Origin of the sequence: Achromobacter sp. (assembly GCF_050285585.1) — a bacterium.
Lineage (GTDB): Bacteria > Pseudomonadota > Gammaproteobacteria > Burkholderiales > Burkholderiaceae_B > Achromobacter.
On sequence record NZ_JBLZXF010000037.1, the window covers coordinates 17965 to 40398 of the forward strand.

The 22434-nt window shown below is 67.3% G+C and carries 23 protein-coding genes; 11 read left to right on the forward strand and 12 right to left on the reverse strand.

Going from position 1 to position 22434, the window contains the following annotated elements; all coding sequences use genetic code 11:
• Positions 1 to 17: 17 nt before the first annotated feature.
• The 10 genes from ACN6PJ_RS27075 (at position 18) to ACN6PJ_RS27120 (ending at position 9713) form a co-directional block, all read left to right on the forward strand.
• Positions 18 to 1652 (forward strand): ShlB/FhaC/HecB family hemolysin secretion/activation protein, encoded by a 1635-nt coding sequence (locus tag ACN6PJ_RS27075; protein ID WP_427998861.1) that lies wholly within the window; start codon positions 18 to 20, stop codon positions 1650 to 1652.
• Between the two features lie 36 nt (positions 1653 to 1688).
• Positions 1689 to 3560, forward strand: coding sequence for a DUF2341 domain-containing protein (locus ACN6PJ_RS27080; RefSeq protein WP_427998862.1), 1872 nt, complete (start codon positions 1689 to 1691; stop codon positions 3558 to 3560).
• An 11-nt stretch (positions 3561 to 3571) separates the two neighbouring features.
• On the forward strand, positions 3572 to 3991 hold the full coding sequence (locus ACN6PJ_RS27085) for an ExbD/TolR family protein (RefSeq protein WP_427998863.1): 420 nt from the start codon (positions 3572 to 3574) through the stop codon (positions 3989 to 3991).
• 10 nt (positions 3992 to 4001) lie between these two features.
• A complete protein-coding gene (locus ACN6PJ_RS27090) occupies positions 4002 to 4727 on the forward strand; it encodes an energy transducer TonB family protein (protein ID WP_427998864.1) in 726 nt (241 codons plus the stop codon).
• A 42-nt stretch (positions 4728 to 4769) separates the two neighbouring features.
• Positions 4770 to 6494, forward strand: coding sequence for a putative porin (locus tag ACN6PJ_RS27095; protein ID WP_427998865.1), 1725 nt, complete (start codon positions 4770 to 4772; stop codon positions 6492 to 6494).
• A gap of 14 nt (positions 6495 to 6508) precedes the next feature.
• Positions 6509 to 7213 carry a DNA repair protein gene (locus tag ACN6PJ_RS27100; RefSeq protein WP_427998866.1) on the forward strand — a complete coding sequence of 235 codons (705 nt, stop codon included), beginning with the start codon at positions 6509 to 6511 and terminating at the stop codon, positions 7211 to 7213.
• Positions 7214 to 7246: 33 nt separating this feature from the next.
• Positions 7247 to 7762, forward strand: coding sequence for a YbjN domain-containing protein (locus ACN6PJ_RS27105; RefSeq protein ID WP_427998867.1), 516 nt, complete (start codon positions 7247 to 7249; stop codon positions 7760 to 7762).
• 28 nt (positions 7763 to 7790) lie between these two features.
• The gene (locus ACN6PJ_RS27110) at positions 7791 to 8837 is read left to right on the forward strand and encodes a peptidylprolyl isomerase (protein WP_427998868.1); all 1047 of its coding nucleotides are present in this window, start codon (positions 7791 to 7793) and stop codon (positions 8835 to 8837) included.
• A 151-nt stretch (positions 8838 to 8988) separates the two neighbouring features.
• Positions 8989 to 9228, forward strand: a complete 240-nt coding sequence (locus ACN6PJ_RS27115; protein ID WP_427998869.1) for an MbcA/ParS/Xre antitoxin family protein — start codon at positions 8989 to 8991, stop codon at positions 9226 to 9228.
• Positions 9225 to 9713, forward strand: a complete 489-nt coding sequence (locus ACN6PJ_RS27120; RefSeq protein ID WP_427998870.1) for an RES domain-containing protein — start codon at positions 9225 to 9227, stop codon at positions 9711 to 9713. Before ACN6PJ_RS27115 ends, ACN6PJ_RS27120 begins: the two co-directional genes overlap by 4 nt.
• 348 nt (positions 9714 to 10061) lie before the next feature.
• Here ACN6PJ_RS27120 and ACN6PJ_RS27125 read toward each other — a convergent pair whose 3' ends face one another.
• The 10 genes from ACN6PJ_RS27125 to ACN6PJ_RS27170 form a co-directional block, all read right to left on the reverse strand.
• Positions 10062 to 11000: an SMP-30/gluconolactonase/LRE family protein gene (locus ACN6PJ_RS27125; RefSeq protein WP_427998871.1), complete on the reverse strand. Its 939-nt coding sequence runs from the start codon at positions 10998 to 11000 to the stop codon at positions 10062 to 10064.
• A gap of 16 nt (positions 11001 to 11016) precedes the next feature.
• Entirely contained in the window at positions 11017 to 12015 is a 999-nt protein-coding gene (locus tag ACN6PJ_RS27130) for a Bug family tripartite tricarboxylate transporter substrate binding protein (RefSeq protein ID WP_427998872.1), read from the reverse strand.
• 27 nt (positions 12016 to 12042) lie between these two features.
• Positions 12043 to 13002, reverse strand: a complete 960-nt coding sequence (locus ACN6PJ_RS27135; protein ID WP_427998873.1) for a Bug family tripartite tricarboxylate transporter substrate binding protein — start codon at positions 13000 to 13002, stop codon at positions 12043 to 12045.
• A 43-nt stretch (positions 13003 to 13045) separates the two neighbouring features.
• On the reverse strand, positions 13046 to 13996 hold the full coding sequence (locus ACN6PJ_RS27140) for a Bug family tripartite tricarboxylate transporter substrate binding protein (RefSeq protein WP_427998874.1): 951 nt from the start codon (positions 13994 to 13996) through the stop codon (positions 13046 to 13048).
• A gap of 69 nt (positions 13997 to 14065) precedes the next feature.
• A complete protein-coding gene (locus tag ACN6PJ_RS27145) occupies positions 14066 to 15136 on the reverse strand; it encodes a cyclase family protein (protein ID WP_427998875.1) in 1071 nt (356 codons plus the stop codon).
• Between the two features lie 12 nt (positions 15137 to 15148).
• Positions 15149 to 16096, reverse strand: coding sequence for an NAD(P)-dependent oxidoreductase (locus ACN6PJ_RS27150; protein WP_427998876.1), 948 nt, complete (start codon positions 16094 to 16096; stop codon positions 15149 to 15151).
• Positions 16093 to 16776, reverse strand: a complete 684-nt coding sequence (locus ACN6PJ_RS27155) for an RraA family protein (RefSeq protein ID WP_427998877.1) — start codon at positions 16774 to 16776, stop codon at positions 16093 to 16095. The genes ACN6PJ_RS27150 and ACN6PJ_RS27155 overlap by 4 nt, the downstream gene beginning before the upstream one ends.
• Positions 16777 to 16811: 35 nt before the next feature.
• Positions 16812 to 17807 carry a Bug family tripartite tricarboxylate transporter substrate binding protein gene (locus ACN6PJ_RS27160; RefSeq protein ID WP_427998878.1) on the reverse strand — a complete coding sequence of 332 codons (996 nt, stop codon included), beginning with the start codon at positions 17805 to 17807 and terminating at the stop codon, positions 16812 to 16814.
• A 23-nt stretch (positions 17808 to 17830) separates the two neighbouring features.
• Positions 17831 to 18697: an amidohydrolase family protein gene (locus ACN6PJ_RS27165; RefSeq protein WP_427998879.1), complete on the reverse strand. Its 867-nt coding sequence runs from the start codon at positions 18695 to 18697 to the stop codon at positions 17831 to 17833.
• A 6-nt stretch (positions 18698 to 18703) separates the two neighbouring features.
• Entirely contained in the window at positions 18704 to 19672 is a 969-nt protein-coding gene (locus ACN6PJ_RS27170; RefSeq protein WP_427998880.1) for a Bug family tripartite tricarboxylate transporter substrate binding protein, read from the reverse strand.
• A 95-nt stretch (positions 19673 to 19767) separates the two neighbouring features.
• Here ACN6PJ_RS27170 and ACN6PJ_RS27175 point away from each other — a divergent pair, with 95 nt between their 5' ends.
• Positions 19768 to 20496: an IclR family transcriptional regulator gene (locus ACN6PJ_RS27175; RefSeq protein ID WP_427998881.1), complete on the forward strand. Its 729-nt coding sequence runs from the start codon at positions 19768 to 19770 to the stop codon at positions 20494 to 20496.
• Between the two features lie 316 nt (positions 20497 to 20812).
• Here the strand turns inward: ACN6PJ_RS27175 and ACN6PJ_RS27180 are convergent, their stop codons facing one another.
• Both ACN6PJ_RS27180 and ACN6PJ_RS27185 read right to left on the reverse strand, forming a co-directional pair.
• Entirely contained in the window at positions 20813 to 21958 is a 1146-nt protein-coding gene (locus ACN6PJ_RS27180; RefSeq protein WP_427998882.1) for a PrpF domain-containing protein, read from the reverse strand.
• A 197-nt stretch (positions 21959 to 22155) separates the two neighbouring features.
• Positions 22156 to 22434, reverse strand: a 279-nt coding sequence (locus ACN6PJ_RS27185) for an electron transfer flavoprotein subunit alpha/FixB family protein (protein ID WP_427998883.1), incomplete at its 5' end; no start/stop codon positions are given.

A 22434-nucleotide genomic window follows, 5' to 3' on the forward strand; every position in this document is an offset into this window, starting at 1 on the left:
GTATTGAGTGCGGTTCCATGCATCAGTTGAAAAACGCAGGACAGGGCGTGTGGTTCAAGGTCTTGGGCGCGGCAGTGCTGGCGCTGGGCGTGCAGCCCGGCGCCTACGCCCAGGCTGGCGCAGGCGCGGCTGCCGCGCCGCCTTCCGGGCAATCGGACGAGCGCCGCGTCAACATCAGCGAATACATCGTGCGCGGCAACTCAGTGCTCGACGCGAGCGATATCGAAAAAGCCGTCTACCCGTTCCTCGGGCCTGAACGCACGATGTCCGACATCGAGTCGGCCCGTAATGCTCTGCAAGACAGCTATCACCAGAAGGGTTATCAATCCGTGTACGTCGACCTGCCCGAACAGCAGGTGACGGGCGGGGTCGTGATTCTGCAGGTGACCGAGACCAAGGTGGGGCGTTTGCGCGTGGTGGGCGCGCAGCACTACTCGCCGCTGGAGATCCGCGAAGAGGTGCCTGCGCTGCAGGAAGGCGGGGTGCCCAATTTCAACAAGGCGCAAGTCGAGCTGACGGCGCTCAACCGCACGTCCAGCCGCCAGGTCATGCCGCTGGTGCGGGAGGGAAAGTTCCCCGGCACCATGGACGTCGACCTCAAGGTCGAAGATAAAAGTCCCTGGAGCGCCAGCGCGGGCCTGAACAACGATTACAGCGCCGACACCGAAAAGTTGCGCGCCATGTTCACGCTCGGCCATGACAACCTGTGGCAGCGCGGCCATGCTTTCTCGCTGACCTTTTTCACTGCGCCCCAGGAACCGTCCAACGCCCGTGTGTGGTCAGGCTCTTACTCCATGCCCCTGTCCGACCGTTGGAGTCTGCAGTTCTCGGGCTACAAGTCCGACAGCGACGTGGCCACCATCGGCGGCACCAATGTGCTGGGCCGCGGCCACTCGTTTGGCGCGATGGCGACCTACAGCATGGAGCCGCTGGGCAATTGGTACAACAGTTTTTCCTTCGGCCTGGACTACAAGGATTTCGACGAGCAGATCCGTTTCGGCGATGACCGCGATCGCGTGCCGCTCAAGTATCTGCCGTTCACGCTGTCGTACGACGGCTATCGCTATACGGAGCTTGCGCAGAGCTCGGTCAGCCTGAGCGTGGTCGCGGCCTCGCGCAGCATGTTCGGCCTGGGTAGCAGCGCGGAAGACTTCGACTACAAGCGCTACATGGCCAGCCCCAGCTTCGCGCTGTTGCGCGGCGATCTGACCCACACCCAGGACGTCGGACGCGATTGGCAGCTGTTTGCGCGTGGCGGCTTCCAGCTGGCGTCGGGCGCGTTGGTGTCCAACGAGCAGTTCTCGGCCGGCGGCGCGACCAGCGTGCGGGGCTACCTGGCCGCGGAACGCGCGGCCGATGAAGGCCTGATGGCGTCGCTCGAATTTCGCACCCCATCGCTGTCCCGCTGGGCCGGTCCGCTCGTGAATGAATGGCGCTTCTTCGCTTTCGCCGACTGGGCATACCTGCGCCTGCGCGATCCGCTGCCCGAGCAGCAGCATTCTTTTGGCCTGGCCAGCGTCGGCCTGGGTACCCGCATACAGGTTTTCGATTGGCTGTACGGCGGCCTGAGCTGGGGCTATGCCCTGCGCGACGGCGACGTCACCAAGAAAAACGATTCGCGCCTCAACTTCAATCTGCGCGCCACCTATTAACCCATACGGATGAAGGCCTTCCGGAGCACGACTACCATGCAACGCTTACTCTTTCTGATGCTGACCCTGGTCGTCAGCGCGTTCCCGCTGACCGCCAAGGCTTGGTGGCAGGCAGATTGGAACTTTCGCAAGCAGATCTCGGTGGATACGACGGCGCAGGCCGGCGCCATCAATGACAACGTGGGCCGCGTGCCGCTGCTGGTGCGCCTGCACACCGCCAACTTCGCCTTCGACGGCGTCAATGAAAACGGCTCGGACCTGCGCTTTGTCGCCAGCGACGACAAGACCGTGCTGAACCATCAGATCGAAAGCTTCGATCCACTCTTGGGCATGGCGCTGGTCTGGGTCGACATCCCCGAGGTCGTGGGTGCGCAGCGCCAGGATATCTGGATGTACTACGGCAACCAGCAGGCGCCGGCTACTTCCAACGGCCAGTTGGCTTTCGACCCCAACTACACGCTGGTGTACCACTTCAACGGCGCGCCCGACGCGCCGCCACGCGATTCCACGGCTTACAGCAACCACGCGCAGACCGCGCCGGCCGGTATGGTGGACGGCGTGATCGGTCGCGCCGCGCAGTTTGCCGGCGGCGCGCCGCTGATGCTGCCCGCCAGCCCCTCGATGGCGCTGCCTTCCGCCGGCGCCTTCACTTTCAGCGCCTGGGTGCGCGCCGACCGGCCGGCCGGCACGCAGCTCGTCTATGCCCGTCGCGATAGCGGCAATTCGCTGCTGATCGGCGTGAACAATGGCGTGCCATTCGTCGAGGTCAACGGCCAGCGCACGCAACCCGGCCAACCGCTATCGCCGGCCGCCTGGCAACACCTGGCCGTGACCGCCGACGGCAGGCAGGCCGTGCTGTATGTCAACGGGCAGCCCGCCGCCACCCTGGGCGTCAGCCTGCCCGCGCTGAACACGGTCGCCGCGATCGGCGGCGACGTGCCCGGGGCCGTGGCGGCGGCTCCTGAGACCGCGCCCGCCGAAGGCGCCGCGGCGACGACAGCCCCCGGCGCTGACGCGCAAGCCTCCATGCCTGTGACGCCCGCCGTGGTTTACACGCCGTTCATCGGCGCCATCGACGAAATCCGCATCTCCAAGATCGCGCGTCCGGCGGCGGTCATCAGGGCCGACGCGATGGCCCAGGGCGCCGAGTCGCGGCTGGTGGTCTACGGCGCCGACGAAGAGCAGTCGGGCTTCGGCTTTGGCGGGCTGGGCTATCTGCTCAATGCCGTTCCCCTGGACGCGTGGATCGTGATCGCCGTGCTGGTCTTCATGATGATCCAGTCGTGGGTGGTCATGATCTCCAAGAACCGCAAGGTGTCGCGCGTGGAAGAAGGCAATGCCCGGTTCCGCCTGGCTTTCTCCAAGATCGGCAATCGCCTTGAGATGCTGATGGACGACGCTGCGCTGAAGGGCGCCTTGGGCGAGGCTCCGCTGTGGCGTCTGTACGAAGTCGCCGTCAACGAACTGCGCGTACGCCGTGCGCAGGGCGCCGACACCTCGTCGATCTCCGGCGCCACCATAGAAGCCATCCGCGCTTCCATGGACGCTGTTCGCAGCAGAGAAGCGCAGACGCTGGGTCGCCGCATGGGGGTGCTGTCCAACGCCATCGCCGGCGGCCCGTACATCGGCCTGCTGGGCACGGTGCTGGGGATCATGGTGGTGTTCCTGGGCACCGCCATGGCGGGCGACGTGAACATCAACGCCATCGCGCCGGGCATGGCGGCCGCGCTGCTGGCCACCGCCATGGGGCTGTTCGTCGCGATCCCGGCGCTGTTTGGCTACAACCGGCTGCAGGGCCGCAACAAGGACGTGGGCGCCGACATGCGCGTGTTCGTCGATGAGTTCGTGACCCGCCTGGCCGAGGTACATGGCGAAAGCCAGGTCGCCGAAATCGCTCGCGCTGCTTAAGGAGATTCGACATGGCATCCGTGTCCACGAGCGATGACGATGACGGCGCGCCCGTCGATGGCATCAACATCACGCCGCTGGTCGACGTGCTTATGGTGGTGCTGGTCATGTTCATCCTGACCGCCACCGCCCAGATCTCCGGCATCCAGGTCAAGCTACCCAAGGCCAGCAGCACGGTGTCGCTGGCCCAGCCCAAGACCAAGGCCATTTCCATCAACGAGGCCGGCCAGGTGTTCCTGGACGCCTATCCGGTGACCTTGCAGGAGCTGGAAGACCGTCTGCGCACCGAGAAGGCGCTGAATCCGGACTTTCCGATCATCCTGCGCGGCGACGCCGTCGTGCAGTACCAGAAAGTGGTCGAGGTGCTGGATCTGCTGCGCCGTCTCGAACTCTCCCAGGTTGGCCTGGTAACCGGCAAGCCGACCCCTTAGAGCGCGCAACATGTCGTCGAACTTTCCTGATCCAGCCGAACGCAAGGGCAAGCGCCGGGCGGTCCGCATCGCCAAGGGCGTGGGGATCGTGGCGGTGCTGGCCGTGCTGGGCTATTTCGCCTGGCAATGGGCCAACGATATGGCGGGCGTGAAGCGACAGGCGCCACAGGTGCCCGCGATCATTCCGCTGCCGCCGCCTCCGCCGCCGCCACCGGAACCCGAACAGCCTCCGCCCGAGCCCGAGACGAAGCCGGAAGAAGTGGTCGAGCCGGAGCCGCAGCCCGAGCCCGAGCCGGTGGAAGAAGCGCCCAAGCCCGAGGACAACGCGCCGCCTTCGCCGTCGGACGATCTGGCCGACCCCATGCAGATGGATGCCGATTCGCAGGCGGGCACCGACGCCTTCAACATCGGCGCGGGCCAAGGGCGCGGCATGTCAGGCTCTGGCGGCGGCCGCGCCGGCAACGCCACTTACAGCCAGTACATGGCCTACGCCCTGCAGAAGATCCTGCGCGAGGACGATCGGACCCGCAATCTGATTTTTCGCATGAACGTCGACATCTGGCTGAACCAGGCCGGGCAGATCCTGCGCGTCGAGCTGACCCGTTCCAGCGGCGATCCCGAGATCGACGAAAAAGTGATAACCGCGCTGCGCGCCGTGCCCGCCGTGGGCGAACGTCCGCCAGCCTCGGTCAGCATGCCCATCCGCGCCTCCTTGTCGGGCCGCCGCCCATCCTGACCGCATTGTCTTGAACGTGATTCCTAGATTCGGAGTTTGAAGATGAAACTTGAACCCACACGATTGGCCGTTGCATTGGCCGTCGCCATGGTGATGGGCGCGGGCCCTGCCGCCGCGCAGGCACAGACCTCCTCCAACGCCACGATCAACCTGATCCGCATGCTGGTCGAACAGGGCGTGCTCAAGCAGGAGCAGGCCGACGCCCTGGTCAAGCAGGCCGAGGCCGAAGCCGCCCAGGCCCAAAAGACCCAGACGGCCCAGATCGGCGCGGCGGGCGCCGCTATCGCTCAGCCGGGCGATGTGCGCGTGCCCTACATTCCCGAGTCCGTGCGCGCCAGCATCCGCGACGAGGTCAAGCAAGAGGTCATGGTCCAGGCCAAGGCCGAGAACTGGGCCCAGCCCAATACCTTTCCCGACTGGGTCTCTCGCATCACGGTCGAGGGCGATGTGCGCGCGCGCTACGAGTCGCGCCTGTACGACTCGTACAACGCCGACAACATCATCAACTTCAATGCGTGGAACAACAACGGCCCCATCCGCATCACCGCCAACGGCCAGGATTACTCGCTGGATTTCCCGTACACCAACACCCGCCAGGATCGCCGCAACATGCTGCGCGTCCGCGCGCGCCTCGGCGTCAAGGCCCAGATCTCGGATCAATGGCTGGCCGGCGTGCGCCTGGCTTCGGGCAGCGACGACAGCCCGGTGTCCACCACCCAGACGCTGGGCGGCGGCATGAGCAAGAAAGACGTGTGGCTGGACCAGATGTACATCGGATACCGCCCCAGGGAGTGGGTCAACATAACGGCAGGCCGCGCCGCCAACCCCTTCCTGTCGACCGACATGCTGTATTCGAACGACTTGAACTTCGACGGCGTTTCGGCCGTGTTCAAGCAGGCCTTGGCCGATCGTCCGGTCACGATGTTCGGCACCCTGGGCGCCTTTGCCCTGGAGCAGACCTTCGGCAAGTGGTCGGACAGCAGCTGGAGCGAAGGCGAGACCGAGAACAAGTGGCTGTTTGGCGCGCAGGTCGGCGCCAAGTGGGAAATCAACAAACGCAACGCGCTGACCGGCTCCCTGGCGTATTACCGCTTTGACAATATCTCCGGCCAGCGGTCGTCGCCGTGCCGCACCGATTACGCGGTCTGCGATACCGATTGGTCGCGCCCGGCCTTCATGCAGCAGGGCAACACCGCCTTCCTGCTGCGCAACCTGGTTCCCGCCATCCCCGGGGACCCGACCAACGCCGCCAACGACCAATACCAATACGTCGGCCTGGCCTCGAAGTTCAACCTGCTGGACGTGAACCTCATCTGGGACACCGAGGCCTTCGACGGTCTGGGCCTGCGTCTGCATGGCAACTACGTGCGCAACCTGGCCTACGACGAAGGCGAGATGCGCAGCCGCGCCGGCGGTGTCGGAAACGTCGTCAACAATCGCGCGGGCGCGAACGGCGCGTCGATAGAAAGCGGCCCCAATGCCTGGATGCTGCAGGCGGCGCTGGGCCGCGGCCTGGACTTGCGCAACAAGGGCGACTGGATGGTGTTCGCCGGCTACAAGTACATCGAACCCGACGCCATGCCGGACGGCTACAACGATTCCACGTTCCATCTGGGCGGCACCAATGCGCGCGGCTACTTCCTGGGCGGCGGTTACGCCTTTGACGACAACGTCTACGGCCTGCTGCGCTGGACCAGTTCCAAGGAAGTCTATGGCGCGCCATACGCGGTCGACATCGTGCAAGCGGAAATCAACGCGCGCTTCTGATGGAAAAGGCAGACATGAGAACTTCAGTTCGTACTCGCAAGCAAGCGCCGGGCGGCCTGGCGGCATTGGGGCTCGCGCTGGCGGCGGTCCTGGGCGCGCCCGTGACGGCCCAGGCGCAAAGCATGGAAGAGCGTCTGCGCACCGAGCTGCGCAGCGTCACGCAACAACTGCAACAGCTGCAAAGCGAACGCGCCCAGCTCAACGCCGCCAAAAGCACGGCCGAAGCGCAACGCGATGCCGCGCAGAAAGAGGTCGAGCAACTGCGCGGCCAAGGCAGGCAACTGCAGCAAAAGCTGGAGGCGGCGCAAACCGAAGCCGGCAAGCTGGACCAGGTGCGCGAAGCCGCCCGGGAACAGGTCGCAGCCAGCCAGGCGCATGCCGCCCAGGTGCGCGGCGCTTACGACGAACTGCTGGGCATGGCGCGCGCCAGCGAAGCCAGGCGCAACAGTCTCGAAACCGCGCTCAAGGAACGCGAGGGGTTGCTGACGATGTGCGAAAGCAAGAACGCCGATATGTATGCCGCCGGCAAAGAACTGCTGGCGGCCTACGAGTCGTTCGGCACGGGCGACATGCTCAAGATCCGGCAGCCCTTTGCCGGCAAGGCGCGAGTCATGTTCGACGAGCAGGCCCAGGGCCATGGCGACAAGCTGTACGACGCACAGTTCAATAGAGACGCGCGTCAGCCGCCGGCCGCCGCGGAATCCAGCCCCGCGGATTGAGTTTTCATTTTTCTTACATGGAAGCAATACACAATGACCGACAGCACTACTCTCATCCAGATCGTTACGGCCGACAGCCTGACCGCGCTGCTGCACGACGCCGGCCTGCGAGTGAGCCGTTCCGATCAGAACGGTTCGCTGCAGTTGCTGAGCGCCAGCCAAGGGGCGGGATTCTCCGTGCGTTTCGGCAACCCCGGGCCGAAGGAGGGCGAGTTCGTCGACTACACGTTCAGGTGTGCACTGCGCGTGCAGGGCGAACTGCCCGACGACCTGGTGGGCTCATGGAACGTGGGCAAGCGTTTTGCGTGCCTGACGGTGCAGGGCGGCTCCTTCCTGGTGCTGGAAATGGACGTGGTCGTCGCCGGCGGCGTCAGCCAGGACCATGTGCGCGCCAAGATCGAACTGTGGGACCGCCTGTTGCAGGAGTTTTTGATGTTCCTGCGCCAGTATGTTCGGCAGGAGGGCGGGCAGCAGCCGGAGGCGGTCGAGACTGCGGCGCAGGAAGAGGGTGGTGCGACCCGCCACGCGGCGCAAGAAACCGTCGCGTGATCGTGATCAGTCCTTTTCGAGAGCGTTTATGAACGAATGCAATATCTTGCGCGCGGTCGCGGCGGCGGGTTTGAGCGTGGTCTTGCTGGGCGCCTGCGGCGACAAGAGCGAAGCCCAGGCCAAGGCGTCGGACCAGGCCGCGGCGCCCGCGCAGGCCAGCGCCGATGGGGCACCGGCGGCCACGCAGACCGTGACGCCTGCTGACAAGCCTGTCGCCACCCTGGGAGATGTCTCGATCTCGCGAGCCGACATCGAGGACGTCCTGCGCGGCCTGACCATCGAGCAACGGATGCAGCTGCAGGCGGACCGGGCCTCGCTGGACCAGTGGCTGCGCGCGCGCCTGGCCGAAAAAGCCCTGATCGCGCAAGCCGGCAACCAGGGGTGGGCCAGCCGCCCGGAGATTCGCCGCGCGCTGGAACTGACCCGCGACCAGGTCGTACTGCGCACCTATCTGGAGTCCGTCAGCGAACCGCCCGCGGACTATCCCTCTCGGCAGGAACTGCAGGCCGCCTACGATCAGAACAAGGCGCGACTGACCGTGCCGGCGCGCTATCGCATCAGCCAGATCTACCTGGCCGCGCCGTATACCGACGGGCAGGCCGTGGCTCGCGCCAGCAAGCAGGCCGCCGATCTGGTCAAGCGCGTCCGCGCCGAGAAAGCGGATTTCGCCGCCCTGGCGCGCGAGTACTCGCAAGACAAGACCAGCGCGGAAAAAGGCGGCGACAGCGGCGAAATGGCGCTGCAGCAGCTGATCCCGGGCCTGCGCGAAGTCGTGCAGAAAATGGCCAAGGGCGAGGTCAGCGATCCGATCCAGTTGCCCGGCGGCGTCCACATCGTCAAAGTCGTGGACGTTCACGAAGCGCAGGCGCAACCGCTGGCGCAAGTCGAAGATCAACTGCGCGCCGCATTGCGCACCCAGCGCCAGCAGCAAGCCGCGCGCGCCTATCTGGAGGGTCTGATCAATGGCGGAACAGTCAGTATCGACGGCGGGGAAGTCAGCGCCGCTTTCGAGGCGGCATCTCATCCAGCAGTCGGCGCGACGAGCCCCCCTCCATCCCCGGTGGCCGTTCAATAAGGACGACGTCGGGCAGGGCGCGCGGGTCCGGCTCAACCAGCGCATCCGGGCGTCGCTGGGCTATGCCAGCTCGCCCCGGTCCGTCGCCATCGGGCCGGCGCTGCTCGACGCCCTCCAGGACAGCCTCACGCCGGAACGCCTGGCGCGGCTGTTGCCCCAACCCGGGCCCGTCGCCATGAGCCGCGAGTATGTCGTCGCGCTGTACCGGGGCTTGCGCATCGTCTGGCTGGCCGAGTTGGTCTTTGGCGATCGGGACGCGGCCCGCGCCTGGCTGGACCATCCCAAGGTCCGTCTGCAGGGCCGCGCGCCGCTGGATACGGCGCGCACCGCGAGAGAAGCGGATTTGCTCGAGCGTTGGCTGATCATGATAGACGAAGGCAACTTGATATGACGACACTCTGGCGCTTGAGCAACCGCGACGCGCTGATCGGCACGGCGCCCCTGGCGAGCCGTTGGACCCACGCCGGCGCGCCGGTCATCGTGCTGGACGCGTCTCCGGTCGCCGCGTTGCTCGCGCGCCTGGCCCTGGTCGAGGTTCGACGTCCCGACGGGCTTCCGCAAGGCTATCGCCTGCTTGAAGTGCAGGTCCCGGCGCGCTGCATCGCCACCCCCGAGCCGCCGCGTTTCTGGCAGCACGACCTCGGCGTCACCCGCGCCTTTGGTCGCAAGTGGCTGGAGCAAGGTCCCTTGCTGCTGCGCGTGCCTACCATGACAGGCGCTCCGCAGTTTCTGCTGAACTGCACGCATTCCGATCTGTCCATGTGCGAGATTAAAGAGGGAGAGGGACATCCTTTTTTGGGGGTGCTTGGCGCTGTCGAGTCGGCGCTCACGGCCGGCAGCGATTGGTTGAGCCATTCCCAGGCTTCGGAACCATAGCCCGCAACCGCCGGGTGGTCGTTACATGCCCTCCCCACATGCCCACCCATTAGTCGCATCCAGAACGCGGCCAAGGCCGCCAAATTCCGAGATTCAGGCGAACCTTTCGTAGCATGCCGAGCGACGACGCTTCACATCTTGTCCCGCTGCTGCAGATTCGCGGCGCCCGCGTTGTTCCCGACCAAGCTCTCCTGAGCGCCGACAACACGCCTCCCGCGGCCGGGAGCCGGCGGGTATGGGTGTTGCTGCGCAACAGTTGGCTGTGCAACGGGTAGTAATCGCGGCTGAAGAGATTTTCGGTGCCGAGGATGAAGGTGTTTCATCATTGGGGGGCTATCAAGGTGCTTTTCAGGGTGACGGGCCCTCGCGCAATTCAGATCGGATCAGAGCGAGTCCAGGATGCGGCGCTCGCGCGCACAGGATGGCGCCCGACACCGACTCGGTGCAGAACACCGTGCGGCCGTCGTCGCCGCCGAAGGCAAGATTGGTGGTGGACAGGCCCAGGGGGCTGCGCCAGACCCGCAGGGGTTCGGCACGGTGGTTGAGCAGCCACACATATCCCAGGCCCGGATTGCAGACCAGCAGATTGCCTTCGCGGTCCACGGCCAGGCCGTCCGGCCCGCTGGGGCCGTACGACGTGAAGAACTGGCTTACCTTGCTGACGCTGCCGTCTGACATCAGCGGCACGCGCCACACGCAATTGCCGCGCGTTACCGCCAGGTACAGCACCTTGCCGTCGGGCGACAGGGCCACGCCGTTGGGGCTGGGCACGTTGTGGAGCAGGCAGTCGAGCCGGCCATCGGGCCGCAGGCGATACAGCCGGCCGGTGGGGTCGTGCAGGCCGCTCTGGCCCTGGTCGGTGAAGTACAGATTGCCCTGGGCGTCGAAGATCAGGTCGTTCACGCCCTTGAAGCGCTCGCTGTTGCGGCGCGCCAGGTAAGGGGCGATCCGGCCGCTCTCGACGTCCAGCGCCATCAGGCCATTCTTGTAATCGGTAATGAGAAGCCGGCCGTCGTCCAGGAATTTCATGCCGTTGGGCTCGCCGTCGTATTCGGCCACGAGCGACCATTCGCGGTCCGGGCCGATGCGGAACACCCGGCCCCAGGGGATGTCGGCCACGTAGAGGTTGCCCTCCCGGTCGAACACGGGGCCTTCCAGAAACGAATCGACGGGCACGCCGCCGCGGTTGGCGTCCGCCCAATCGCTGCGCTCGGGACGGCGGAAGCGGTCGGGCATGGGCGACCAGACATCGAATTGCGCCACGTCGGGCGCCTGCAGAAAGAACATGTCGTTTCCTCGAAGCCTACTTGGCGTCGTAACCGATGCTGCGGGCCACATTGCCCCACATCACGCTGCTGTCGGCCAGGATGCGGCCGAACTCGGCGGCGTCGGCCGCCCGCGGCTCGGCGCCCATCTTGGTGGCGAAGGATTGCATGTCTTCCGAGCCCATGGCCTTGGCGACCTCGCGTTGCAGGCGTTCCGTGACGTCCGGCGGCGTGCCCGCGGGCGCCCACAAGCCCGTCCAGTTGACCACGCCGAAATCCTTCACGCCAGCCTCGGTGAAGGTCGGCACGTCCGGCAGCACCGCCAGGCGCTTGTCGCCGCTCACCGCCAGCAGGCGCAACTGCCCGCCCTGCACCGGACCCATGACGCCCGTGGTGGAGGCGAACTGGAAATCGATCACCTTGCCCAGCACGGCCTGGGTGGCTTCGGCCGCGCCCTTGAACGGCACGTGCATGAATTTCACGTTCGTTGCCAGGGCCAGGCCTTCGGCCGCGAAATGAGGCGTGGTGCCGGGGCCGCCGGAACCATAGGTGATCGTGTCGGGCTTGGCTCGCGCCCGGGCGATCAGATCGTCCAGCTTGCGATAGGGGCTGTCGTTCGATACGGCCAGCGCCATCGGCGCGAACACGAAGGCGGAGATGGGCTGCAGGTCCTTTGCGGGATCGAAGGGCAACTGCTTGAAGATATGCGGCAGCAGCGGATAGGTCGTGTCGTTCGCCATCAGGGTGTAGCCGTCGGGCGCGGCGCGGGCGACCTGGCTCACGCCGATCGTCCCGGTGGCGCCGGGCTTGTTCTCGACGATGAAGCTCTGGCCGGTCTGCGTCGACAGCATCTGCGCCATCTTGCGCGTCGCTACGTCGACCGCGCCGCCGGGGCCATAGGGCACCACCACGCGCACAGGACGGCTGGGCCAGGCGTCCGCGGCCCGGGCAGCGCCGCAGGCAAGCAGGGGCAGGGCGGCGGCAAGCGCCAGCGCGGCGCATCGGACGGCGGGCAAGGTTCGAACACGGTTGGTCATTTGTCTTCCTCTGTTGTCGTGCAAGGATTATTCCGCCTTGAGGCCCAGTTCCTGGGCCAGTTTGCGATAGGTATCGATTTCGTGGGAAAGCTGGGCGGCGTATGCATCGCCGCAGGTCTCGCGCGGCTGCATGCCCAGGGCGTCCAGGCTCTTGGCCGTGGCGTCGGCCTGCGAAAAACCGCGCGCCGTTTCCTCCAGGCGGGCCCGCACGTCCGGCGGCAGGCCGGCCGGCGCCAGCACGCCATACCAGGCGTCGGCGGTGTAGCCGGGCACGCCGGCCTCATCGAACGTGGGCACCCGGGGCAGTTGCGGCAGGCGCTTGGGCGCGGCCACGGCCAGGGCCGTGAGCTTGCCGGATTGCACTTGCGGCAGCACCGAGCCCAGCGTCGCCAGCGAGCTGTCGACCTGGCCGCCCATCAGGTCCGAGACGGCCTGGGCCGCGCCCTTGTACGGGATGTGGTTCATGCTGACGCCGGTCTGGCGCAGGAACTGCTCCGTGGCGAAATGGCCGGAGCTGCCGGTGCCGGGCGTTGCATAGGTAAGCCGGCCCGGCGCGGCGCGCGCGCGAGCAAGAAAGGCGTCCAGCGAGCTCACCTTCAGGGCGGGGCCGGTGACGAGCACGGTGGGGCTGACCGCGACGGCGCATAGCGGCGTGAAGGACTTGAGCGCGTCGAACTTGACCCGGTCGGCATAGAGCGCCGGGATCATGGTGTGATTGGTGGCGCCGAACAACAGCGTGTAGCCGTCGGGCGCCGCTTTGGCCACGGCTTCGGCTGCGAGGATGGTGTTGGCGCCAGGCCGATTCTCCACCACGAAGGTCTGGCCCAGCGCCTGCGACGCGTACGAGGCGAAGGCGCGCGCGACCACATCGGTGGGGCCGCCGGGCGAGAAGCCGACGACCACGCGCACGGGATGCTCGGGATAGGCGGCGTGGACGGCGCCGGCTGCAAGCAGCAGGGCAGCCAGGATGGACAGCTTGGATTTCATGGCGGGTCTCCGTAAGCCAGGGGGGCGCGGGCTGGACGCCCCGTCATTCCTTTGGGATGCCGGCGGCGGCAAGAATGTGGGCCGAGCGTTCCATCTGTTCGTCCAGGAAGGCTCGGAATTCGGCGGCCGTCGAACCGACTGGCTGGGCCCCGAGCTCCTGCAGACTGTGGCGCAGCGCGGGATCCTGCAGCGTGGCGCGCAATTCCTGTTCGATGCGCGCCGCCACATCGGCCGGCAAGCCGGCGGGCGCCAATACGCCGTTCCACTCGTACACCGAGTACTGCGGCACGCCGCTCTCCGCCACGGTGGGCAGATCGGGCAGGGCGTCCACGCGCTTGGGAGAGGTCACGGCCAGCGCGCGCAGCTTGCCGCTCTTGACCAGCGGGTAGGACGCCGCCATGTTGCTGAACATCATGTCGATCTGGCCGCCCATCAGGTCGGTCAGCGCCGGCGCGCCGCCCTTGTAGGGCACGTGCGTAAGCGCGAGCTTGTTGCCCTGCGCGTACCAGGCCGCGGCGATGTGCTGCGCCGTGCCTTGGCCCGGCGTGCCGAAGGTCAGGTGGCCCTTGCGCGCGGCGTCGGTCAGGTCTTCGATGCGCTGGTAGGGGGACTGGGCCCGCACCACCAGCAGATTCGGCGTCAGGCTGACCAGCGACACCGGCTGGAAGTCGCGGCGGCTGTCGTAGCTGAGCTTCTTGTAGAGCGACGGATTGATGGCGAACGCGGTCGCGTCGTAAAGCAGCGTGTAGCCATCGGCCGCGGCATGCGCCACGCTGGCCGCGCCGATGGAGCCGCTGGCGCCGGGCTTGTTCTCGACCACGACGGTCTGGCCCAGCCGCGTGCCCAGCTTCTGCGCCACCAGGCGGGCCTGGGCGTCGGCGGCGCCGCCAGCGGAATAGGGAACGACCAGCTTGAGAGGGCGTTCGGGGTATTGGGCGGCGGCTGCGCCGGCGCAGAATGCCAGGACGGCGGGCAGGATGCGGATGCGTTTCACGAAGTGTCTCCTCGTCGGGAGGGCGCGCAGCCTGTGCCGGCCGCTGCGCCCGATGGGCTAGGGTTAGGGTCAGACGGTGGCAATGGGGGTGGCGGGCGAGCCCGCCGCGCCGGGCAGCCGCAGCGGCGGCGCGGTCAGCAGGAAGCGGTGGCGCCCGCGCGCGCGCAGCCAGCGCGCCAGGGGCGTCAGCCACCAGAGCTCGCCCAGGTGGATGCCGTTCTTGAAGAGGCAGTGCTCGTGCAACGGCAGGCGCGGGCGGCGCAGCGGGGTGGCGGCGCCGCTCAGGCTGACCGGCTGCACCAGCTCCACCGCGGGGTTGTCGGCGATGAGGCAGGCAAGGCGCGAATCCACGATCCACTGCAACAGGCGTTCGTCATGGCCGTCCAGGCCGCTGCCCGTGGCATGCAGCCGCGCGACATCGGGCTGGCGGTTCATCGCCATCAGCGTGTCGCCGAAGCCGGTGTGCAGGCACACCATGTCGCCGGCCTCGATGCGCACGCCGTCCGCATCCAGGATCCGCATCAAGGCGTCGTAGCCGACCGCGGTCCGCGTGCGGCCGACGTGGGCCTCCAGGTCGATCAGCACCGCTCGGCCCTGCACGCCGTGCTCGGCCAGCTGTTCGATGCCCAGCGCGCCGGCGACAGGACCGGGGAAGCGGGCCCAGTCCGCCGGCGCTTGTGTGTCTTCGCCTGCCGCGCGAATCTCGGCGCCGGCGCGAAAGCCGTTGTAGAACACCGCTTCGGCTTCACCGTCGCCGTCGGCGTCGAAGCGGCTGCCCATGTGCGCGAGACTGTCCCATTGGGTCGAGTACTGCGTATTCATCAGCAGCACGTCGTCGCACACCACGTCGGTCAGCAGCGGGTCTTCGGACGCATACGACCAGCAGAAGCCCTGAGCGCCGGCGCTCTTGCCGTCGCGCAGCGTGGCGTAGCGCTGCGGGGGCAGGCGCCGCGGATTCAGCGCCATGCCGCCCGGCACGTCCAGCGGCAGCGAAAGGCAGAACGTCAGCCCCTCGCGGACCTCGGCGATGCCTTGCAGCACCTTGGCGCGATCCACCAGGTTCATGCGGCCGCGTTGATCGTCGGGGCCGAACTCGCCCCAGTTGCTGCCGGCCGGCGCGTGTTTCCATCGTTGCGGCATGGCTGAGCTCCTTCAGGCCTGCGCCTTGGCGCGGGTCAGCGCGTCCAGCACGTTGCGCGCCGCGGCCACGCCCATGTTGACGTAGGCCGCGCCGGTCACGCCGCCGATGTGGGGGCTCAGGATGATGCGCGGCTCCTGCTGGAACGGATGGCCGGCGGTCATGGGTTCGACGGCGAAACTATCCAGGCCCGCGGCCCGTACGTGGCCCGAGCGCACCGCCTGCAACAGCGCTTCTTCGTCGACCAGTCCGCCGCGCGCCGTGTTCACCAGGATCACGCCGGGCTTGCATTGCGCCAGCGTCGCCGCGTTGACCATGCCGCGATTGTCGTCGGTAAGCGGGCAGTGCAGAGACACCACGTCGGCTTCGCGCCAGAGGGCGTCCAGCGGCACGCTTTCGATGTAATCGGGCAGGCTCCCGGCATACGGGTCGAAGCCGACCACCCGCATGTTCAGCCCGCGGGCCATGGCGGCCATGCGCTGGCCGATGGCCCCCAGGCCGATCAGGCCGATGGTCTTGCCGTCCAGCTCCAGGCTCTTGTGGGTGGACTTGTCCCAGTGGCCCGCGCGCATGCGCTCGTCCAGCCCCACCACCGATTTGGCGCAGGCCAGGAGCAGCGCCAGGGCCTGTTCCGCGACGGCGGCAGCGTTCACGCCCACCGCGGCGACGACCTGGATGCCGCGTTCGGCGGCCGCCGCCTTGTCGATGGTGTCGGTGCCGCTGCCGTGCTTGGAAATCACGCGCAATGCGGGGGCGGCGTCCATCGCGGCGGCGCCCACCTTGCTGTACCGCACGATGATGGCGACCGGGTTGCGCTCGCGGCACAGCGCGACGATGCCTTCCTCGGCGGGGGTCTTGCCCGCGAAGACCAGCTCGAAGTCCTGCAACAGCGCCAGCGCCTCCGGCGCCAGGTCCGCCGCGGTCACGACAATGACGGGCTTGCCCGTGGCGGCAGCGTTCACAGCGATTCTCCTTCCTTCAGAACGCCCGCCGCGCGCAGGGCCGCGTCGAGCCACTTGGCCGCGGTGTCGCCGGCCTGGATGGCGGCGATGCGGGCGGCTTCGTCGCGCACTTTCTTCTCGGCGGCAGGCAACAGCCCTGCGATTTTTTCGCGTTCGACCACCACCACGCCGTCGGCATCGCCGATGACGAAGTCGCCGGGATGGACGGTTACGCCGCCCACCGATACCGGATGGCCGATGCGCCCGGGCACATTCTTGGTCGGGCCATTGGGGTTGGCGCCGGCGGCAAATACCGGATAGTCCATCTCGATGATCTCGGCCGTGTCGCGCGCCGCGCCGTCCATCACGACGCCGGCGATGCCCAGCTTGCGGCAGGCGTTCATCATGATGGTGCCCATCAGTGCCGAGCTGAGATCACCCTTGCCGTCGATGACCAGCACGTCGCCAGGCCTGGCTAGCGAAATCGCGGCGTGGATCATGAGGTTGTCGCCCGGGCGCACTTCGACCGTCAGCGCGGTGCCGGCCACTTTCATGCCGGGATGCAGGGGCCGGATGCGGCCGCTGAGCGCGCCGCGCCGCCCGGCCACGTCGGCCAGGATGGCGGGTTGCAGTTCCGCGGCACGGCGCACGATGCCGGCGTCCACGCGGGGAAATTCCTTGATGATGTCCTGATTGGCCATGAATGTTTCCTGTTCGGAGTGGAAAAACGATGAGCTCAAGCCGGCTTGATGCCGGCCTCGCGGATGACCTTGCCCCACTTGTCGAAATCCGCCTTGCGCGTCTGGTCCAGCGCTTGCGGCGTGCCGCCGGCCAGCGTGATGCCAAGCTGCCGGGCCAGCCCGACGAGCGCGGGGCGTTGCAGCGCTCGGCCGATATCCGCGTTGAGCCTGCCGATTACGGAAGGGGGCGTCGCGGCCGGCGCGAACACGGCCTGCCATTGCTCGACCACGAAATCGTCGAAGCCGGCTTCGGCCATGGTCGGCACGTCGGGGAGCGCCGGCAGGCGTTGCGCGGACGTGGCGGCGAGGGCGCGCAACGCGCCGGTCTGTACGTGCGGCAGCGCTGCCGCGGCGGGAATGAACGCGAACTGGACCTGGCCTGCCAGCGTGTCCTGCAGCGCTGGCGTGTCGCCCTTGTAGGGAACGTGCAGGAAGCGCGCGCCGGTCTTCTGCTGCAGGAGCTCGCCCTGCATGTGCAGGATGGTGCCGGTGCCGCCCGAGGCGTAGGCAAGGCTCCCTGGCGCTTGCCTCGCCGCCCCGACCAGTTCGGCCGCCGTCCTGAAAGGCTGGGCCTTGCCCACGACCAGCAGATGCGGGATGGTGCCGATCATGATCACGGGCGCAAAATCGGCCACGGGGTCGTAGGGCAGCTTGCCCAGGACGTGCGGCGCGATCGCCTGCGGCCCGATGGACGTGCCCAGCAGGGTCAGGCCGTCAGCGTCCGCGCGGGCCACGCGGGCCGCGCCGATGGTGCCGGTGGCGCCGGGGCGGTTGTCGACGATCACGCGAGTCGACAGCAAGGCGTCGAGTTGCTGCGCAATGGCGCGGCCCAGCACATCGGTGCTGCCGCCGGCCGGGTAGGGCACCACCCAGGTGATGGTCTTGCCCGCGGGCCACGCCTGCGCGGCGCGCACGCCGAAGGCGGCGCTTGCGGTCAGTGCCGCGGTTGCGGCGAGGAAGCTACGGCGGGAGAAGGCGGGCGGGGCTTGCATGGGGTGTCTCCGTGGTGTGCGGTTCATGCCGGAAAGCCATAGAGGGCAGCCGGGTTGTGGACGAGGACCTGGCGCAGCCGGGCGCTGCCGGTCCAGTCGGCCAGCCGGTCGAGCTGGCGCGCGTCGTCGGGCATGGGCTGCATACCCGACGACGCGGAGGCGTGGGGCCAGTCGCTGCCCCACACGACGCGTTCGGGATTGGCGTCGAGATAGCTGCGCGCCAGCGCGTCGAGCGCGGCGTCTTCAATGGAGCGCCGGGCGCTGACGATGTAGCCGCCGGACAGCTTGACCCACGCGCGGCCGCGTTCGAGCAGGCGCAGCGCGAGCGCATGGGCCGGATGCGCGCCGGCTTGATGCGGGGCGATGCGCGCCATGTGGTCGAACACGATCGGTACGGGCAGGCCGGACAGCACCGGCGCCATGGCGGCCAGGTGATCCGGCGCCATCAGCAATTGCATGTGCCAGCCCAGCGGGGCGATGCGCGCCGCCAAGGGCAGGATCTGATCGGCGGAGCTCGTCACGCCCAGCGAAAGATTGAGCCGGATGCCGCGCACGCCGGCGTCGCTCAGCGCCTGGAGCCGCGCATCGCTTTCGGTGCCGTCGATCACCGCCACGCCGCGCCCCTGTTCGCCCAATTGCGCCAGGCCGTCGAGCATGGCGCGGTTGTCGGCGCCATAGGTCGATGGCGTGACCAGTACGGCGCGCTGCGTCCCCAGCCGGGCCTGGATATCGCGGTACTGCGGCATCGAGGCGTCCGGCGGCAGCAGCTTCGCGCCGGCGGCGGCCGGGTAGCGGGCGTCATAGGCGTGGATGTGGCAATCGCACGCGCCGGCCGGGACGGCGACGGCCGGCCGCGCGTCGCCGCTGGAATAGGGATAGCGGGCCCGCATGGCGGATCACTCCACCTTCGCGCCCGAATCCTTGACGATCTTGCCCCAGCGGATGCGGTCGTCATGGATCAGCCTGGCGAATCCTTCCGGCGTGCCGGTGAGCACGCGCGCGCCCTGCTCCTGGTACTTCACGCTCAGGTCCTTCGTCTGCAGCGCCTTGTTGAATTCGGCATTCAGGCGCTGCACGATGTCTTTCGGGGTGCCCGCGGGCGCGGCCAGGCCGAACCACGTCACCGCTTCGAAGCCGGGAAAGCCGCGTTCGGCGACGGTAGGCACGTCCGGCATGTCCGGCACGCGCTGCGCCGAGGTCACGGCCAGCGCCCGCATCTTGCCGTTGCGCACGTGGCCGATGAGGGTGGGCACGGACGACAGGTACATGTCGATCTGGCCGCCGATCAGGTCGTTGGAGGCTTGTGCCGCGCCCTTGTAGGGAATATGGGTGAGCTTGATGCCCGCGGCGTTCTGCAATTGCACCGCGGCCAGGTGCGCCACCGTGCCATTGCCCGAACTGGCGAAGTTCAGCACGCCCGGCTTGGCCTTCGCTGCGGCGATCATGTCGTCGAAGGACTTCAGCGGCGAGTTGGCCGGCACCACGATCACCAGCGGCGCATCGGCGACCAGGCCGATGGCGGTCAGGTCTTTCTCGGGGTCGTAGGGCAGCTTGGCATAGAGGGTGGGATTGATCGCGAGGTTGCTGGTCTGGCCCAGCACCAGCGAATAGCCGTCCGGCGCCGACTTGGCCACCGCGTCCACGCCGATATTGCCGCCCGATCCAGGCCGGTTTTCCGTGACGATGTTCCAGCCCGTGTTGGCCGCCACCTTGATCGCGGCTTCCCGCGCCAGTACGTCGGTGCCGCCGCCAGGCGGGAACGGAACGATCAGGCGGATGGGCTTGTTGGGGTAATCCTGAGCCGCGCTCAGGGCGGTCATGCACATCAGGGCCAGGCCGGACAGCACGCGCGCGATCTGCTTCATGGTTAGTCTCCGATCTTTGTTTTTGGTGGGAGCATTGTGGATGCGTGTTCCGAGGAATACAATGCGAGTTCGTACAACGAAACGTGTTCCGTACAATGAGCGATGATGTGACGCTGGATTCAGACGAATCCCCTGCGGAAGAAGGCGTGGTGGCGGTGCGCCGCGCGATGAAAATCCTCGAGGCTTTCGGCGTGGACGACGCGCACCTGACCCTGGCGGAGCTGAGCCGGCGCACCGGGTGCCACCGCTCCACCGTATTGAGGCTGGCGCGCACGCTGGCGATGGACGACTACCTGGCGCAACGGCCGGACGGCACGTGGCGTCTGGCGCGCGCCGCTGGCTGGCTGGGCGCCTGTTACCAGGCCACGTTCAATATCGTGGAGGTGGTGCAGCCGGTGCTGCGCGAACTGTCGGTCGCCACCGGCGAAAGCGCGACGTTCTACGTGCGCGAGGGCAAGCAGCGCATCTGCATGGCGCGTGTCGAAGGTCCCAAGTCCATCCGTCACCACGTGCGCGTCGGCGCCGCGCTGCCGCTGGAATTGGGCAGCCCGGGCCGGGTCCTGCTCGCGTTCTCCGGAGCGGAGGGTGAGCCCTATGAATCGATACGCCGCGCCGGCTACATGCTTTCTCTGGGCGAACGCGACGCCGAGGTGTCGAGCATCTCCGCCCCGGTCTATGGCATCAACTGGACCTTGCAGGGCGCGATCTGCATTTCAGGCCCGCTCTCTCGTCTTACGGAATCGGTGCTGCTCGAACATAAAGAGTCGATCCTGGCCGCGGCCAGCCGCCTGTCGCGCTCGATGATGGGCGCGGGGCAAGGGTAGGGCGGGCGCGATTCGCCTTGTCGATCGCTATTTTTTTGCCGGCGCGTCGGTAAAGCCATATAGACGCGCGGGGTTGTCGACCCGCGCCTCGCGCGCGCCAGCCGGGATGGGGCCAGTCGGAGCCCCAGAGCAGGCGCTGCGGCGCGGTTCCCAGCAGGAATTCCGCCAAGAGGGCAAGCGCGCGATAGCCCGGCGCGCCCTCGACATGCCGCTGCAAGTGCCAGCCCAAGGGCGCAATGCGCCGCGCCAGGGCCCCGGTGGCTGCCGTATCCAGCAATGCGCCGCGCAGCGCATTGATGCGCCCGCCTCCCCTCGATTACGGGAGCGTTCCGCGCAGGAAAACACGTCCTTCCGCGATGCGCCTCGCGGTTCGTTGTATGGCCGCCTGTTCGACATGCCAGCTGTCGCCGCGCCGCGTCACGCTGGCATCTACGTGAATGACGCCACTTGGATGCCCGAAGGTATAGCGTCTCGGGCCGGGCTCGCCGCAGAGTTGGGCGGGAAGGCTGCCGGCGATTCCGCAAGCCATGCCGGTCGTGACGGTGACCGTACCGGCTAGCGTCTTGCTGGCGGAGCCGGAGGCGTACTGTCTGCACACGAGGTCCAGGCGATCGGCGCTGATCAGTTCGCCCGTCGTGCACGTATGGTAATCGCGAGGCTTTTGCAGCATTACCAGCATCGGCGTGGATGGGGCGCTGCGTTGGTGCCAGTATTCGCTCAATCCCAGGCGGATGGCGACCTCGCGACGCAATGCGTCCATGTGGGCGCGCAGCGCAGGATCGCTATCGATAGCCTGTGGATCTTCCGTGCCGGATAGCCCGAAGGACTCGGCGTGGGCGTAAATGACGAGGTTCGCGCCATCCACGACGGATACCGTCACGTTTCCCCTGTCTGGAACGGCAATTTCCGTCCGCGCTTCTCCGAAGGGCAGCAGCCGGCCGGTGATCGCGCCGACCGCTCGCGAGAAATCCAACGCTATGGGCGCGCCCTGTCCGGGAACCCCGCCGATCTGCAGATCGCCCTGGGTGATGACCTGCGTCGACGTTGTCGGTACGCTGACGTGGACAATCCGGTCTGTATTGAGGTTGTGGACGCGTACCAGCGTATGGCCGTCCCGGGGAGCGACCAGGCCGCTTTCAATCGCGTATACGCCGGCGGCAGCCGTCAGGTTGCCGCAGTTCAGGTTGTAATCGACTTCCGGGGCCAGGATTCCGACCTGGCCGAACAGGTAGCTGACGTCGCTGTCTTCGCGGCGTGGCGGGCCCATGATGGCAGCCTTGCTGGTCAGTTTGTCGGCTCCGCCCAAACCATCGATTTGGCGGCGGTCAGGGCTGCCAAAGATGTCCAGCAACAGGGCCGTCAGCGATTCGCGGTCAGCGGGAACGTCGGATTCCCGGAGGAAAATTCCTTTGCTCGTTCCACCGCGCATCATAACGAACGGCAAGCTTTCCGGAGTGTGCATCGCGTTGGCCCCAAGAGATGTTTGCGTGGTCCGATCGTCCCACGGCACTGGCTATCGGTGTCGTCGACACTCTACGCAAGTTGCGGGTCTTTGCGGACGCAGCGCGTGCGGGACCCGGTCCACATAGTGAAAATGGAATCCCGCCCCAATGAAAAAACCGGCCCGAAGGCCGGTTTCTCGTGGGAGCGGGCGGGGAATTACAGAGTCCCGGCCAGTTCCGGCACGACCTGGAACAGATCGCCGACCAGGCCATAATCGGCCACGCCGAAGATCGGCGCTTCCGGATCCTTGTTGATCGCGACGATGACCTTGGAGTCCTTCATGCCAGCCAGGTGCTGGATGGCGCCCGAGATGCCGACCGCCACGTACAGCTGCGGCGCGACGATCTTGCCGGTCTGACCGACCTGCCAGTCGTTAGGCGCGTAGCCCGCGTCCACCGCGGCGCGCGAAGCGCCCAGCGCCGCGCCCAGCTTGTC